Raw genomic sequence first — 15,454 nt, forward strand, 5'->3', positions numbered from 1 at the left:
TGTTCTCGGCGACGACGTGCGAGAACTTGATGACGATGGGAGCTGCCATGGAGACGGTCGAGGTGACCACCAGGGCCAGGGCGGCAAACAGGGTGACGAACAACAGCTTGCTTTTCATGTCTTTCCTCTCCTCTTTTGAAATAAGTAAATGGGTTGGAATGAAGGTGTTGCCCTCATGGCAACAAAACACCTGTTGAACGAACGCCGGCTGGTGTTGACTTGCACCATTAATCCTAAACTTTTTAGTTGGCCGATTGACGCCGGCGCGCACTTAATTGAGCAATTTGAATGCCAGTTCGCCAGCTGCCAAGGCAGGCGAAACTGTTGCCGGACGGGCGAAACGGCCTGAAAAGGCGGTTTGGTCGGCGGAAATAAAATTTTTTTATATTCTGGCTGTAAAACCTGCCACAAGTTCGTCTCCATCTGTGTCGGATGGTTGGAATGGCCGGCCGGGAAGGATGGTTGTTTTGTCTGTTAAGTCAGCGAAAATACATAAATAATAGAGGGGAGTCTCTCGCGGTTTCACCCGATGGCGAAAGCGGGTCTGGCTGCGGTGCGCCGTCAAATCTGATTTTATTTTCCGTGTTACTGTCCGGCTGGTCCTGAAGTGGCTGAAATTGGCCACACCGGTCCGGTGGGTGGCTGAAATTGTCCGCCCGCAGGCGGCAGCGGGTTGAAACCGGCCGGTCGATGGTTTAACGTGGGCTCTGTCTCTCTGGTGCCGGGCGTCGGCTGCCGGTACGCGAATTCGGTTTCGAGGAAGGTTGGCTTCACTTATGGATAGCGAAAGTCAGGTCGACAGGGTGCTGGCACCGGCGAAGATCAATCTCTGGCTGCATGTTTTGCGTCGGCGGGACGACGGCTATCACGAGCTGGACATGCTGATGCAGCGGATCGATCTGTGCGACGAGCTGGAGATTCGCCTCGACGACAGCGGCGAGATACGGGTCGACTGTCCGGGGCTCGAACTGCCGCCCGGCGGCGACAACCTGGCGGCCCGCGCCGCCAGGCTGATGTTCGGGCTGGCCGGGAAGGAGCGGGCGGGATGCCGGATTGCGATTCGCAAGCGGATTCCGGCGGCAGGCGGTCTTGGGGGCGGTTCGTCCGATGCCGCCGCCGTTATGCTGGCGCTCAACGAACGACTCGGGCTGCGGCTGGCCAAGGAGGTTCTCATCCGGCATGGCGTGCGGCTTGGAGCCGACATTCCGTTCTTTTTGCTCGACGTGCCGGCGGCCCGCGCCCGGGGGGTTGGCGAGGTGCTCGAGCCGGTCGGCGGACTCCCCGAAGTCTGGTATCTTCTCGTCAACCCGGGGGTGGCCGTTTCGACCGCCTGGGTCTTTGGAAATTTGGGGTTGACAGCCCCCCGGCAGGCGGCTAAACTGCGCGAGTTTCCCCGGACGACAGATGCTTTGGTGCGCCTTCTGCGCAACGATTTGGAGGCGGTGACCTGCTCCCGCTATCCGCAGGTGGCAAAGGCGAGGGAAGCTCTGCTGGATCTCGGTGCGGCAGGGGTGCTGATGTCCGGCAGCGGGGCGACTGTTTTCGGGGTCTTTTCGGATGAAGGTCAGGTGCGGCAGGCCGGTGAACGGCTTGATGGCGAAAGTGACTGGCAGGTCTTTGTCGCCAGACCTTGCTGATATGCTGCATCGGGCTGCAGACTGTGATGGGGCGTCGCCAAGCGGTAAGGCACCGGATTTTGATTCCGGCATTCCCAGGTTCGAATCCTGGCGCCCCAGCCATTGTTCAAAAAAAGCGGACGGGTGTCGGTTTCGGCGGGTTGGAACGGGCGTCGGCCGCGATTTCATGTTTTCGATATACGACCTTATTACGTCGCTAACCGAGCAGGTCATGGCGCTTCCATGGCCTTGTCGTTTTTTACGGGATGCTGTGGATGGGTGGTAAAATGATTGAAAAGCTGAAGATCTTCACCGGCAACTCCAATATCGACCTGGCCCGCGAAATCTGTGCCACCCTGTCGGTGCCGCTCGGCAAGGCGAGCGTCCGTACCTTTTCCGATGGCGAAATCATGGTCGAGATCGGCGAGAATGTCCGCGGCTGCGATGTCTATATCATTCAGTCGACCTGCAAGCCGTCGAACAACAATCTGATGGAGATGCTGGTGATGACCGACGCCCTGAAGCGGGCATCTGCCGCCAGTATCACGGCCGTCGTTCCTTACTTCGGTTATGCCCGGCAGGACCGCAAGGTCGCGCCCCGTACTCCCATTACCAGCAAGCTGGTGGCCGACCTGATCTCGGTGGCCGGCGTCAGCCGACTGGTGACCATGGATCTGCATGCCGGGCAGATTCAGGGCTTTTTCAATGTACCGGTCGATCATCTCTATGCCGCGCCGGTCATTCTGTCGGCGATCAAGGACCGGTTCGGCGACCAGGAGCTGGTTGTCGTATCGCCGGATGCCGGCGGGACGGAGCGGGCACGTGCCTTCGCCAAGCGTCTCGATGCCGGCCTGGCGATCATCGACAAGCGGCGCAGCGGCCCGAACGTCTCCGAAGTCATGCATATTATCGGCGATGTCGAGGGGAAGGTCTGTCTGATTGTCGACGACATGATCGATACCGCCGGCACCCTCTGTCAGGCGGCCCAGGCGCTGAAGGAGAAAGGGGCGGACAAGATCTACGCCAGCGCCACCCATCCCGTGCTCTCCGGGCCGGCCCTCGACCGCATCAACGGCAGTTGCCTGGAAGAGGTCTGGGTGACCAACACCATTCCCATTGAGGACAAGCTGGAGCAGTGCGACCGGTTGCGGATTCTCTCCGTTGCCGAGCTGCTGGCGGAGGCGATCCGGCGCATCCATGGCGATGAATCGGTCAGTTCGCTTTTTGTCTGAAACAGGTCAACAAACGGTAAGTCACTGGAGGATACCGATATGGCTCAAGCAGAATTGAATGTCACCGCACGGACCAGGACCGGCAAGGGTGGAGCCCGCGCGGTTCGCAGGGAAAAACTCGTCCCGGCCGTGGTCTACGGCAAGGGGATGGAGCCCTGTGCCATCACCGTCGATCCCCGGGCGCTGGACAAGGCCCTGGATGACGAGGCCGGCTGGAACACCCTGATCACTCTCAAGGGCGACGGTCCCTTCGACGGCAAGCAGGTGATCGTCAAGGATATGCAGATCGACCCGCTGCGCCGCGAAGTGCTGCATGTCGATTTTCAGGCCATCGACCTGAGCGCCAAGGTCAGCGTCATGGTGCCGGTGCATCCTGTCGGCAAGTCTGAAGGGGAGAAGCTGGGCGGCAACCTGGAGGTCATCCGCCACGAGCTGGAAGTGCTCTGTCTGCCGACCGACATCCCCTCGGCCATCGAGGTCGATGTTGCGGCGCTGAACATCGGCGATGTTCTGCATGTTGCCGATATCCAGCCGCCGGCGGGGGTCGAGATCCCCTATGATGTCAACTTCACCGTGATTACCTGCACCGGCCACAAGCCGGAAGCCGGTGAGGGTGCCGAAGGCGAAGAGGGCGCAGAGGGCGCAGAGTCGTCCGAAGGCTGAGCTGAGTTGTCGTGAAGCTGATTGTCGGACTTGGCAATCCCGGCGAACGTTACCGGTTGACCAGGCACAATATCGGCTTCATGGTGGCCGAGCGTCTGGCGGCTCGCAACGGCTTGTCACTGAAGCGGCGCGGACACCAGGGTATCCATGGCGTCGGTCGGGTCGGCAACGAACAGGTCACGGTGCTGTTGCCCCAGACATTCATGAATCACAGCGGCGCCAGCGTTGGTTCCGCCGTTCGGTCCCTCGGCATCGCGCCGGGAGATCTGCTTGTCATTCATGACGATCTCGATCTCGACTACGGCCGCATCCGCTTTCGGGCCGGAGGCGGTCATGGCGGTCACAACGGCCTGCGGCACATCATCCAGGTGTTGGGACACGGCGATTTCGCTCGTTGCAAGCTCGGCATCGGCCGACCGCCGGCCGGGCAGGAAGTCGTCGACTATGTGCTGCGCCCCTTCGGTAGGGACCAGGCCCGCCGGCTCGAGGAGCTGGTCGACCGAGCCGCCGAGGCGGTCGAGCTGTTTGTGACCGGCGGTCTGCAGGCCGCCATGAACAAGTTCAATAATCAGGTTCTTACGGACTGATTCTAAATCCAAAAAACAGAGAGGGAAAAAGCCAATGGAACTGCAGATCTTTGCTCCCATCCTCGGGGTGATCGGTTTTGCCATCGCCATTGTCCTGTACAATCTGGTCAAGGCGCAGCCGGTCGGCAACGAGACGATGAAGGAAATCTCTGAGGCCATCCACGCCGGGGCCATGGCCTTTCTCGGTCGCGAATACCGGGTGCTGGCGGTTTTCATCATCCTGGTCTTCGGCCTGATCGCCATGGGGATGAATTTCCAGACCGCCTTCACCTTTCTTGGCGGCGCCATCTGCTCGATGACCTGCGGTTTCATCGGCATGAAGGCGGCCACCCGGGCCAATGTCCGCACTTCCGAGGCCGCCCGTACCGAAGGACAGGCCAAGGCGCTGCTGGTCTCCTTCAACGGCGGCGCCGTCATGGGGCTCGCGGTGGCCTCGCTCGGCCTGGTCGGCGTCGGTGTCGCCTTCATCGCCTTCGGTGATCCGAGCACCGCCCAGTACATCAACGGCTTCGCCATGGGGGCTTCCTCCATCGCCCTGTTCGCCCGTGTCGGCGGTGGCATCTACACCAAGGCCGCCGATGTCGGCGCCGACCTGGTCGGCAAGGTCGAGGCTGGCATTCCGGAAGACGACCCGCGCAACCCGGGCGTCATTGCTGACAACGTCGGTGACTGCGTCGGCGACACCGCCGGCATGGGCGCCGACATCTTCGAGTCCTATGTCGGCTCCATCATCGCCACCATCGCCATTGCCGCTGCCGCCAGCGATCAGCTGCTGCTCAAGCTCGGTGGGCTGCAGATCCAGAATGCGGCCATGCTGCTGCCGCTGGCTTTGGCCATGGTCGGCCTGATCTTCTCGCTCATCGGCATCGCCTCGATGAAAGTGCTCAAGAACATGGATCCTGCCAAGGCGCTGCACTACACCACCTTTGTCGCCGCCGGAGGATTCCTGGTCGCGGCGATCGTTCTCATCAATGCTCTTGGCATCGCGTTCGGCGTCTTCTGGGCCATCCTCGCCGGCACTCTGGCCGGCATCGCTATCGGCCAGGTCACCGAGTACTACACCGCCGGCTCGCCCGTCGCCCGCATCGCCAATGCCAGCAAGACCGGACCGGCGACCAACATCATCCACGGTCTGGCCGTGGGGCTCGAATCCTGCGCCCTGCCGGTACTTTTCATCTGTGTCGGCATCTTCGTCGCCAACTATTTCGCCGGACTCTATGGCATCGGCATCGCCGCCGTCGGCATGCTGGCGACCGTCGGCGTGACCATGACCGTCGACGCCTACGGTCCCATCGCCGACAACGCTGGCGGCATCTCGGAAATGGCCGGACTCGGCCCCGAGGTGCGCAAGATCACCGACAGCCTCGACGCCATCGGCAACACCACCGCCGCCATCGGCAAGGGCTTCGCCATCGGTTCGGCGGCGCTGACCGCCCTGGCCCTGTTCTCCGCCTATGCCACTACCGTCGGTCTGAAGGCGATCAATCTGACCGATCCCCTGGTGGTCATCGGCCTGCTGATTGGTGGCACCCTGCCGTTCTTCATCGGCGCCCTGACCATGACCTCGGTCGGCCGCGCCGCCGGCAAGATGGTCGACGAAATCCGTCGCCAGTTCCGGGAGATTCCCGGCCTGCTCGAGGGCAAGCCCGGCGTCAAGCCGGAGTCGGAAAAGTGCGTCGACATCTCGGCCCAGGCCGCGCTGAAGGAGATGGTGCTTCCCGGCGTCGTCGCCGTTATCGCTCCGGTTGCGGTCGGCTTCGTTCTTGGCAGGGAGGCCCTCGGCGGCATGCTGGCCGGCGCCACCCTCGCCGGCGTGCTGCTCGCCCTGATGATGGCGAACAGCGGCGGCGCCTGGGACAACGCCAAGAAATACATCGAAAAGGGTGAACTCGACGGTGAGAAGAAGGGGGGCGAGGCCCACGCCGCCGCCGTTATCGGCGACACCGTCGGCGACCCCTTCAAGGACACTTCCGGCCCGGCGATGAACATCCTCATCAAGCTGATGAGCGTTGTCTCCCTGGTTATTGCTCCCCTGCTTGCCTAGGGGGGCGGCGACAGACATCGAAACATCCGATAGCCGGGGCGCGGTCCCCGGCTATCGTCTTTTGCACAGGATTAATACATGGGTTTCAAGTGCGGTATTGTCGGTCTGCCCAATGTCGGCAAGTCGACCATCTTCAATGCGCTGACCTCGGCTGGCGCCGAGTCGGCCAACTATCCCTTCTGCACCATCGAGCCGAATGTGGGCGTGGTGGCTGTCCCCGACCCGCGGCTGCAGGCCCTTGCCGAGATCGTCCGGCCGCAGCAGGTACTGCCGACCACGATCGAGTTCGTCGACATCGCCGGCCTGGTCCGCGGAGCGAGCAAGGGAGAGGGACTCGGCAACCAGTTTCTCGGTCATATCCGGCAGGTTGACGCCGTGGCCCACGTCGTTCGCTGTTTCGAGGACGAGAACGTCGTCCATGTCGACGGCGCCGTCGATCCCTTGCGCGATGTCGAGGTCATCCAGACCGAGCTCAATCTCGCCGACCTGGCGACGGTCGAAAAGCGGATCGCCCGCATCGACAAGCAGGCCCGCAGTGGCGACAAGGAGATGCAGCGCGAACTCGAGGTGCTGCGCCGGGTCGAGGCGGTGCTCAACGACGGACGGCCGGCCCGCGCCGCCGGCCTCGAACCGGAGGATGCGGCGCGACTTAAGGAGCTCTGTCTCATTACCGCCAAGCCGGTCCTCTATGTGGCCAACGTCGGCGAGGACGATCTTCCCGATGGCAATGTGCTCGTGGAGAAGCTGCGCAGTCAGGCACGGCAGGAGAACGCCGAGGTGGTGGTCATCTGCGGCAGTATCGAGGCAGAGATCGCCGAGCTCGACGGCACCGAGAAGGAGGAGTTTCTGCGCGATCTCGGGCTGGAGTCGTCCGGTCTCGATCGGATGATTCAGGCCGGTTACCGGCTGCTGGGGTTGCTGACCTATTTTACCGCCGGCGTCAAGGAGGTGCGGGCCTGGACTGTCCCCGCCGGCTGCAAGGCGCCGCAGGCCGCCGGAGTCATCCACACCGATTTCGAAAAGGGGTTCATCCGCGCCGAGGTGATTGCCTATGACGATTTCATCCGCGCCGGCGGCGAGGCCGGCGCCCGGGAAAAGGGCCTGATGCGCCTCGAAGGCAAGGATTATGTGGTCGCTGACGGCGATGTCATGCATTTCAGGTTCAACGTCTGAGGTCTGTTGTTGCAAGCTGTTGCCTTTACCGGGCAATCGTGGTAAATAAACCTTCTTTTGCGTCGGAAGGGCCGACGCAAGCTCCTTGCTCCGGACGGTCCGGGGCTGACACCTGAGCCGGGGGTTCAGGACACAACTCACGAGGAGGAATTCTCACATGCGAAACTACGAAACCATGGTCATCCTCAATCCCGAGCTGGCGGGAGAGGAACTGGCTGCCGAGGTCGAGAGGCTCAAGGAGTTTCTCGGTAAGGTCAACGCCGAAATCCTCAAGGTCGAGGAGTGGGGCGTGCGCAAGCTGGCCTATCTGGTCAAAAAGCACGCTCGCGGCATCTACTATCTTTTCATCTACAAGGTCGATCCGGGTTCGATCGCTGAGTTCGAACGGCGCCTGCGCATCGAGGATGCGGTGCTCAAGTTCCAGACCGTCCTGCTCGATGACGACTTCAGCGTGCCGGAAGAACAGCCTGCAGCCGAAGCCGGGGCCGGTGTGGAAGCGCCCGGCGAAGAGGCCGCCGAGCAGACCGAAGCCTGAATCCGAACCGAAAAGAAGAGGAGATAGAAACGATGGCGAATCCGAGACAATCTGGAGGAAATCCGCGGCGTCGCTACGGCCGGCGCAAGGGCTGCCGATTCTGTGCCGACAAGACCCTGGTGATTGACTACAAACAGGTCGATACCCTGAAATATTTCCTGTCCGAGCGGGGCAAGATCGTTCCGCGGCGGATTTCCGGCAACTGCGCCACCCATCAGCGCAAGCTGACCGAAGCGATCAAGCGGGCGCGCAACATCGCCCTGCTGCCCTTTACCGCCAGCCAGGTGCCCGAATAGACCCTGGCCCGGGGGGCAGGGATCGGTCCATGCTTGCACTCGTACGATTGTCCCTGTTCGGCGCCGCCGTCAGCCTCGGGTTGCAGCTTCTGGCCGGTTTTCTCGGCATGGCCGGGGTGCTGGTCAACCTGCTGGTGCCCGTCCCCCTGGCCTACGTCGCCATGCTCGGCGGCATGCCTGCGGGTGGGCTGGCGGCCTTCATCGCCTTCGTGGTTGCCTGGGCGACCGGCGGTCCGTGGGCGATGGCGGTCTTTGCCATCCAGTTCGCTGCTCCGGCCCTGATTCTGGCCGGGCTGCTGCGCCGCTCGGTGCCTTGGGACCGGGCCATTGCCGTCGGCACCCTGCTGGTGTTCGCGGTCGGTTTCGCCGGGCTCTGGATTTACGCTTCCCGCTCCGGCGTGGGGATGATCGAAACCGTCAACGGTTATCTGCAGAGCGAAATCGATACCGCCCTGAAAATGGGGGAGGCCGGCAACCTGACGGCGGATCAGCTGGCCGAATACCGGAGGGTGGTCACCGGCATGGGAGACTTTCTCCGGGTGACCTTTCCCGGCTGGTCGGTTCTGGTGGTCGAGATTCTGATGGCCGTGCAGGTGCTTTTTCTCAATCGTCTGGCCCACGGACGGTTTCATCTGGCGGGCAGCGAGTTTCGCCGCTGGAAGACGCATGAACTGCTGATCTGGCCCCTGATCGCTGCCGGTTTCGCCGGTGCCCTGGGTGACGGGGTGCTGCGCATCGTCGGTCTGAACCTGCTGCTGGTCATTCTGCCGGCCTACTTTCTGCAGGGAATGGCCATCGTCACCTGGTTTTTCGCCCGCAAGGGGGTGCCGCCGGTCATGCGCGGCGCCGGCTACGTGCTGATCGCTGTGATCAACCCGTTGCCCGTCATCGTGACCGGCATCGGCGTGTTCGATCTCTGGGTCGATTTTCGCCAGCCGCGTCTGAAGCGGAACAAACAGTAGGAAACATAAATTGACTCACCGTGGAGGAGAGCGATGGAAATCATTCTCACAGAAAATGTCGAAGGGCTCGGCAATATCGGCGACCTGGTGAAGGTCAAGCCCGGATACGCCCGGAACTACCTGGTTCCCAAGGGGCTGGCCGTTATCGCCAACAGCCGCAACATCAAGGAATTCGAACACCAGAAGCGCCAGGCCGAGCGCAAGTTCCAGCGTGTGGTGCAGGCCGCCGAGGTGCTCAAGGGCAAGATCGAGGCCCAGCCGCTGCAGGTCGCGCACAAGGCGGGTGAAGAGGGCAAGCTCTACGGCGCCGTCACCGCCATGGAAATTGGCGCCAAGCTGGCCGAGGCCGGCATAGAGATCGACCGCCGCAAGATCCAGATCGACGAGCCGATCAAGAACCTGGGCGAGTACGAGATTCCTGTCAAGCTCGACGCCGGCGTGACCGCGACCATCAAGCTGACCGTCGTCGCCGAAGCCGAGTAAAACAACTGCCTGCCGCGGGTCGGGGCCATCGGTCCCGGCCCCATTATTCTTGTCCGGGTTGTGATGTCCGATCGCGATATCCGTCTGCCGCCGCAGAGTCTCGAAGGTGAAATGTCCGTTCTGGGCGGGATTCTGCTCGACAACCAGGCACTGAACCAGGTTCTGGAAATTCTCACTCCCGACGATTTTTACAAGGAATCCCACCGGAAAATCTTCTCCGCCATCGTTGCCCTGTCCGAACGCGGCGAGCCGGCCGACATGGTGACCCTGAGCGCCGAGCTGGAGTCCCGCGGCGAAATCGAGGCCGTAGGGGGCGCGCCCTACCTTGCATCGCTGGTCGATTACGTTCCGACCGCCGCCAACATCGTCTACTACAGCAAGCTGGTCAAGGAGAAGGCGATCTCCCGGCGGCTGATCTCGACCGCCACCGAGATCGCCACCCGGGGCTTTGAGGGCGGCGACGTCGAAGAGATTCTCGACTGGGCCGAAAAGTCGATTTTCGACATCACCGGCATGAAGACCCGGCCCTCGTACTATTCAACCCGGGAAATTCTCAAGGACACCTTCAAGGCGATCGAAGAGCTTTACAACCGCAAGGAGACGGTGACCGGCGTGCCCACCGGCTTTACCGACCTCGACCAGATGACAGCCGGCCTGCAGCCGGGTGATCTGGTCATCGTCGCCGGCCGTCCGTCGATGGGCAAGACCGCCTTCTGTCTCAATCTGGTGGAAAACGCCGCGGTGCACAACAAGGAGAAGGTGCCGACGGTCATCTTCTCGCTGGAGATGGGCAAGGAGCAGCTGGTGCAGCGCATGCTCTGCTCCATCTCGCGGGTCGACGCCAGCCGCATGCGCACCGGTCATCTGCACGAGGACGACTGGCCGAAGCTGACCACCGGGGCCGGCAAGTTGGCCGAAGCGCCGATCTTCATCGACGACACGCCGGGGATCAGCGTTCTTGAGCTGCGCTCCAAGGCGCGTCGCCTGAAATCGGATCAGGGGCTGGGACTGGTGGTGGTCGACTACCTGCAGCTGATGCAGGGGCACAACGCCGAAAGCCGGCAGCAGGAAATCTCCGAGATTTCCCGTTCGCTCAAAGCCCTGGCCAAGGAACTGAACGTGCCGGTGGTTGCCCTGTCGCAGCTGAACCGCTCGCTGGAAAACCGCACCGACAAGCGGCCGATCATGGCCGACCTGCGCGAATCAGGCGCCATCGAGCAGGACGCCGACGTCATCATGTTCGTCTATCGTGAGGCGGTCTACTGCGAGGCCTGCCGCAACCGGGAGAAGACCTGCGACAAGGGCCACGAGATGGACGCCGAGATCATCATCGGCAAGCAGCGTAACGGGCCCATCGGCACCGTCAACCTCACCTTCCGCGGCATGTACACCCGTTTCGAAAACCAGGCAAAACGGCAGGAGGGCTACTGAGGCCGCCGCTGGCCGGCGATCTTTTCGTAGACCTCCCTGACGAATCCTGCGTGCCGGGTCGATTCCCGCCGGCGCCACTGCTCCCAGTTCACTTCGGGAAAAACGACATCCCCTTCGACATCCTCTTCGACCCAGCTGATGACCATCCGCTCGCACCGGGGAAGGGCTTCCGCGTACAGGCGGACGCCGCCGATGACAAAAGCGGGGCGTTTGAGGGCGGCGGCCCGCAGCAAAGCGGCGTCCAGGGTGGGGAAGACATCGATGCCCGCGGTGGGTGGCAGGCTCATGCTGACCACGAGATTGATTCGTCCCGGCAACGGCCCCGGCAGCGACGCGAAGGTCTTGCGTCCCATGATGACGACGCCGCCCCAGGTCAGTTGCCGGAACAGGCGCAGGTCTTCGGGCAGGGACCAGGGCAGGCGTCCCGCAGCTCCGATGACGCCGGCTCGGGTCATGGCAACGACCAGAGTGGGGCCGGTCGCGGCGGTGGTTGTTTTCTCGGTCATGGGCGATAGAATGAAGATGTAGGTGGCAGTGTCCGTGGCCGGAGGGCCACGCGGGAAACCAGTCTCCTCCGGTCAGTCTTTCAACCCTCGTGCGAAGCGGCTTATCGCGCAACCCTCCTTGCACCGCGATCGCCATCGCCTACAGGAGTTGGCGCCATGATGATTCCGGTGGTCTATCAGGATGGGCGTCACGACATGGTCAAGGCCCCGCTGCTCGATCGGTTGATCGAAGAGAAGAAGATCGCCCGCTTTCGCCGTTCAGACGGCTGGGTCGACATCGAGACCGATCCCGTCCGCCGGCGCGGCCGGCAGATGTTCAGCATCCCCGAGCGGCGCTCCTCCCTGCAGTAGCTCTCAGGAGCCCCGTCCTGCCTTCAGTCCCAGCACCTGGAGCTTCTTGCGCAGGGTGTTGCGGTTGATGCCGAGGATCTCCGCCGCCTTGACCTGGTTGCCGCGGGTCTTCTCCAGCACGATCCGCAGCAGCGGCCGTTCCATCTGGTGCAGCACCAGCTCGTAGAGGTTGTCGAGCTCGAAGATGTTGACCGGATCGAGGGACTGGCGCAACTTGCTGCCGATCAGGTCTTCGAGGGATTCCTCCCGCCGCTCGGCGCCCCCCTGCAGGTCCGGAAAGTCGGCCGGCGACAGCACCGGGTCCGGCGACAGCAGGGCGGCGCGCATGATGGCGTTTTCCAGCTCGCGCACGTTGCCCGGCCAGTCGTGCCGCTGCAAAAGCCCGATCGCCTCCTTGCTGCAGCTGCGGGTGTCGACCTGCAGTTCTTCGCGCGCCTTTTCGAGAAAGAAGTCGACCAGCAGCGGGATGTCCTCCCGCCTTTCGCGCAGGGGCGGCAAGGCCACCGGCACCACGTTCAGTCGGTAGAAGAGGTCTTCCCGGAAGCTCTTTTCGCGTACCTTCTCCTGCAGGTTCTGGTTGGTGGCGGCGATGATGCGCACGTCGACGGCGATGGTCCGGCTGCCGCCGGTGCGGGTGATCTCCTTCTCCTGCAGCACCCGCAGCAGCTTGGCCTGCAGCTCCAGAGGCATGTCGCCGATCTCGTCGAGAAAGAGGGTGCCGCCATGGGCCTGTTCGAACTTGCCCGCCTTGCGTTCGCTGGCGCCGGTAAAGGCCCCCTTTTCGTGGCCGAACAGCTCGCTTTCGAGCAGCTCCCGCGGGATGGCGGCGCAGTTGATGGCGATGAAGGGCTTGCCCAGCCGGGGGCTGTTGAAGTGGATGGCGCGGGCGACCAGCTCCTTGCCCGTGCCCGATTCGCCGGTGATCAGCACCGTCGCGTCCGACGGCGCCACCCGCCCCAGGATCTTGAACAGCTTCTGCATGGGGGGGCTGTTGCCTATGATGTTGCGGTCAAGCTGGTAGTGTTCGCGCAGTTCTTCCTTGAGCAGGCAGACCTGCTCCCGCACCTGGTTGGCCTTGCTCGCCTTGAGGATCAGCGCGTCGACCTCGTCGAGGTCGAAGGGCTTGGGCAGGTAGTCGTAGGCGCCCTTCTTCATCGCCTCGATGGCGTTCTTCATCGAGGTTTCGGCGGTCATGATGATGACCAGCAGGTCGGGACGTTCGGCGAGAAAGCGCTCCAGCAGTTCGAGGCCGTCGATGCCCGGCATCCGGATGTCGAGGATGGCCATGTCGAACTGGTGGTGGCGGAACAGCTCCAGCGCCTGCCTGCCGTCGCTGGCGGTTGCGACCTCGTATCCCTGGCGTGAAAGGGAGCGTTCCAGCACCCAGCGGATCGAGTCCTCGTCGTCGGCAATGAGGATTCTGCGGATGGCCATGGTGTCAGTCTCTTCTCGCTTCGGCGGTTTCATCGGGGCGGATGAAGGGGAGCATGACCTGGAACCGGGTCCCCTCTCCGACCCGGCTGGTCACTTTCAGCATCCCCTGGTGTTCGGCGACGATGCGCTGGCAGATGGCCAGGCCGAGGCCGCTTCCCTTCTCCTTGGTGGAAAAGAAGGGGGTGAAGATCTTGGCCAGGTGTTCCTCGGCGATGCCGGGACCGTTGTCGCTGACCGCGACCTCAACGAAGGGCACCGGCCGGTGCCCGGGCCTGTTGAGGCGCATGTCGGGGCTGATGCGCGATGTGACGGTCACCCGGCCACTTCCTTCGAGCGCTTCGGCGGCGTTCTTGACCAGGTTGAGAAAGAGCCGGTGCAGCAGCGCCTCGTCCCCGAGAATGGGAGGAATGCTCGGGTCGAGCAACAGCTGAAAGTCGATGGCGTCGCCGTGGTGGGCCTGGCGCTGCAGCAGGGTGATGTCGTTGAGCAGCCGGGTCAGGTCGGTCGCCCCCCAGCGCATCTTGCGCGGTCGGGTCAGGTTCATCAGCTCTTCGATGATGCCGTTGACCCGGTCGACTTCGCGGAGCATGATGCCCGTGTACTCCGCCAGTTCTTCCCTGTCGGCCAGCTCCTTGGCCAGCAGCTGGGCCGCGCCCTTGATGCCGCCCAGCGGGTTCTTGATCTCGTGCGCCAGACCGGCCGCCAGGGTACCGATGGCGGCCATGCGGTCGGACGTCTTCTCCGTCTCTTCCAGCCCCTGCAGGCGTTGCAGGTCGCGCAACAGAACCACCACCCCTTCCTGGCTGCCATCCTGGCGGAAGAGGGGGGAGGCGGCGACGCTGACCTGCAGTTCGCGGCCGGAGAGCGGCCGCAGGAGCATCCTTTCCGGACTGGAGATCGAGCGTCCCTGTTGCATGACCTCGCCGATCAGCTGGTCGAGGCCTTTGGAGTGCGGAAAGAGGTGGCGGTAGTGGCGGCCCGTCGCCTGCCGGTCGGAGATACCGGTGATGTTCTGCGCCGCCGGATTGAAGAGCACGATCCGGCCATCGCGGTCGAGAACGATCACCGCCAGGTCGACACTTTCAACAATGCGCAGGTGCAGGTCAGCTTCCATTGGCCGTCCCCGGTTGCGGCCGGCCGGCGAAGAAGTCGCGGACCAGCTGTTCCAGTTCGTCCAGGCTGCCGGTGCGGTTGACCCGGCTGCGAAAGGTGGCCGCGTCCGCCATGCCGCGCGAATACCAGCAGAGATGCTTGCGCATCTCAAACAGTGTTTTCCTGTCGCCGAAGCATTCCCGGTGGCGGGCGAGGTGACGAAGGACGACGTCCAGCCGTTCACCGGCGGTCGGCTGCCGTTCCGGCAGGCCGCACAACCTGCGGCGGATGTTGCTGATCAGCCAGGGATTGCCGTGGCTGCCGCGGCCGATCATGATCGCGTCGCAACCGGTTTCGCGCAGCATACGAACACCGTCTTCGGCGGTGACGATGTCGCCGCTGCCGATGACCGGGATGCGCAGCCGGCTCTTCAGCTCGCCGATCTGCGACCAGTCGGCCCGGCCGCCGAACCCCTGGGCGCGGGTTCGGGGGTGCAGGGTGACGGCGTCGGCGCCTTCGGACTCGGCGATGCGGCCGATCTCGACGAAGTTGAGGTTCGAGCTGTCCCAGCCGGAGCGGATCTTGACCGTCAGCGGTTTGTCGGTCGCCCGGCGCATGGCCCGCACGATGGTGGCGATTCTGCGCGGGTGCCGCAGCAGGGCGCTGCCCGCTTCGCCCCGCACCACCTTGCTGACCGGGCAGCCCAGGTTGAGGTCGATCAGGTCACCGGCGTCGCCCAGCCGACGCACCCCCTCGGCGACGATCTCCGGATCGCCGCCGAAGACCTGGATGCCGAGGGGCCTTTCGGCGGGGCAGGAGCGGACCAGCTCCAGGGTCTTGCGGCCGTCCCTGACCAGGCCGTTGCAGCTGACCATCTCGGTGAAGACCAGGGCGGCGCCGTGTTCTTTCATGACGAGCCGGTAGGGGAGGCTGGTGATCCCCGCCATCGGGGCGAGAAAGACAGGGCACTCCAGCTCCAGGCCGGCGATTCTGACAGGATGTGTGTTCTGCATAATTTTTAGGCATGCTAGCACGGAGACGGTTTTCAG

Annotated in this window: 16 protein-coding genes and 1 tRNA gene; 13 read left to right on the top strand and 4 right to left on the bottom strand. The window is 63.2% G+C overall.

Features of this window, described 5'->3' with window-relative positions; genetic code table 11:
• Positions 1 to 776 precede the first annotated feature (776 nt).
• The 12 genes from ispE (at position 777) to dnaB (ending at position 11,022) form a co-directional block, all read left to right on the top strand.
• Positions 777 to 1,637, top strand: coding sequence for a 4-(cytidine 5'-diphospho)-2-C-methyl-D-erythritol kinase (ispE, locus tag EDC39_RS06520; protein WP_148895584.1), 861 nt, complete (start codon positions 777 to 779; stop codon positions 1,635 to 1,637).
• A 27-nt stretch (positions 1,638 to 1,664) separates the two neighbouring features.
• Positions 1,665 to 1,739: transfer RNA gene (locus tag EDC39_RS06525), tRNA-Gln, on the top strand.
• Between the two features lie 164 nt (positions 1,740 to 1,903).
• Positions 1,904 to 2,848, top strand: coding sequence for a ribose-phosphate pyrophosphokinase (locus EDC39_RS06530; protein WP_148895585.1), 945 nt, complete (start codon positions 1,904 to 1,906; stop codon positions 2,846 to 2,848).
• Between the two features lie 39 nt (positions 2,849 to 2,887).
• A complete protein-coding gene (locus EDC39_RS06535) occupies positions 2,888 to 3,511 on the top strand; it encodes a 50S ribosomal protein L25/general stress protein Ctc (protein WP_148895586.1) in 624 nt (207 codons plus the stop codon).
• Positions 3,512 to 3,522: 11 nt separating this feature from the next.
• The gene (gene pth / locus EDC39_RS06540; protein WP_148895587.1) at positions 3,523 to 4,098 is read left to right on the top strand and encodes an aminoacyl-tRNA hydrolase; all 576 of its coding nucleotides are present in this window, start codon (positions 3,523 to 3,525) and stop codon (positions 4,096 to 4,098) included.
• A 34-nt stretch (positions 4,099 to 4,132) separates the two neighbouring features.
• Entirely contained in the window at positions 4,133 to 6,142 is a 2,010-nt protein-coding gene (locus EDC39_RS06545) for a sodium-translocating pyrophosphatase (protein WP_148895588.1), read from the top strand.
• Positions 6,143 to 6,220: 78 nt separating this feature from the next.
• On the top strand, positions 6,221 to 7,315 hold the full coding sequence (gene ychF / locus EDC39_RS06550; protein WP_148895589.1) for a redox-regulated ATPase YchF: 1,095 nt from the start codon (positions 6,221 to 6,223) through the stop codon (positions 7,313 to 7,315).
• 157 nt (positions 7,316 to 7,472) lie between these two features.
• A complete protein-coding gene (gene rpsF / locus EDC39_RS06555; protein ID WP_148895590.1) occupies positions 7,473 to 7,850 on the top strand; it encodes a 30S ribosomal protein S6 in 378 nt (125 codons plus the stop codon).
• Between the two features lie 32 nt (positions 7,851 to 7,882).
• Positions 7,883 to 8,146, top strand: a complete 264-nt coding sequence (rpsR, locus tag EDC39_RS06560) for a 30S ribosomal protein S18 (protein ID WP_148895591.1) — start codon at positions 7,883 to 7,885, stop codon at positions 8,144 to 8,146.
• A gap of 29 nt (positions 8,147 to 8,175) precedes the next feature.
• Complete coding sequence (locus EDC39_RS06565) at positions 8,176 to 9,108, top strand: DUF2232 domain-containing protein (RefSeq protein ID WP_148895592.1); 933 nt, start codon at positions 8,176 to 8,178, stop codon at positions 9,106 to 9,108.
• A 33-nt stretch (positions 9,109 to 9,141) separates the two neighbouring features.
• Complete coding sequence (rplI, locus tag EDC39_RS06570; RefSeq protein WP_148895593.1) at positions 9,142 to 9,591, top strand: 50S ribosomal protein L9; 450 nt, start codon at positions 9,142 to 9,144, stop codon at positions 9,589 to 9,591.
• A gap of 63 nt (positions 9,592 to 9,654) precedes the next feature.
• Positions 9,655 to 11,022, top strand: coding sequence for a replicative DNA helicase (gene dnaB, locus EDC39_RS06575; RefSeq protein ID WP_148895594.1), 1,368 nt, complete (start codon positions 9,655 to 9,657; stop codon positions 11,020 to 11,022).
• Here dnaB and EDC39_RS06580 read toward each other — a convergent pair.
• A complete protein-coding gene (locus tag EDC39_RS06580; protein WP_148895595.1) occupies positions 11,016 to 11,528 on the bottom strand; it encodes a dihydrofolate reductase in 513 nt (170 codons plus the stop codon). The two genes, dnaB and EDC39_RS06580, sit on opposite strands and share 7 nt — an antisense overlap.
• A gap of 156 nt (positions 11,529 to 11,684) precedes the next feature.
• On the opposite strand from EDC39_RS06580, the gene EDC39_RS06585 reads away from it, so the two are divergent.
• On the top strand, positions 11,685 to 11,879 hold the full coding sequence (locus EDC39_RS06585; protein ID WP_148895596.1) for a GSU3473 family protein: 195 nt from the start codon (positions 11,685 to 11,687) through the stop codon (positions 11,877 to 11,879).
• 3 nt (positions 11,880 to 11,882) lie between these two features.
• On the opposite strand, the gene ntrC is transcribed toward EDC39_RS06585, so the two are convergent.
• Genes ntrC through dusB form a run of 3 tightly spaced genes read right to left on the bottom strand, consistent with a single transcriptional unit; the run spans position 11,883 to position 15,418 of the window.
• On the bottom strand, positions 11,883 to 13,313 hold the full coding sequence (gene ntrC / locus EDC39_RS06590; protein ID WP_148895775.1) for a nitrogen regulation protein NR(I): 1,431 nt from the start codon (positions 13,311 to 13,313) through the stop codon (positions 11,883 to 11,885).
• Between the two features lie 4 nt (positions 13,314 to 13,317).
• The gene (locus tag EDC39_RS06595; protein ID WP_148895597.1) at positions 13,318 to 14,427 is read right to left on the bottom strand and encodes a two-component system sensor histidine kinase NtrB; all 1,110 of its coding nucleotides are present in this window, start codon (positions 14,425 to 14,427) and stop codon (positions 13,318 to 13,320) included.
• A complete protein-coding gene (gene dusB / locus EDC39_RS06600; protein ID WP_148895598.1) occupies positions 14,417 to 15,418 on the bottom strand; it encodes a tRNA dihydrouridine synthase DusB in 1,002 nt (333 codons plus the stop codon). Before dusB ends, EDC39_RS06595 begins: the two co-directional genes overlap by 11 nt.
• Positions 15,419 to 15,454 lie beyond the last annotated feature (36 nt).

It is taken from the genome of Geothermobacter ehrlichii, assembly GCF_008124615.1.
GTDB classification, from domain to species: domain Bacteria; phylum Desulfobacterota; class Desulfuromonadia; order Desulfuromonadales; family Geothermobacteraceae; genus Geothermobacter; species Geothermobacter ehrlichii.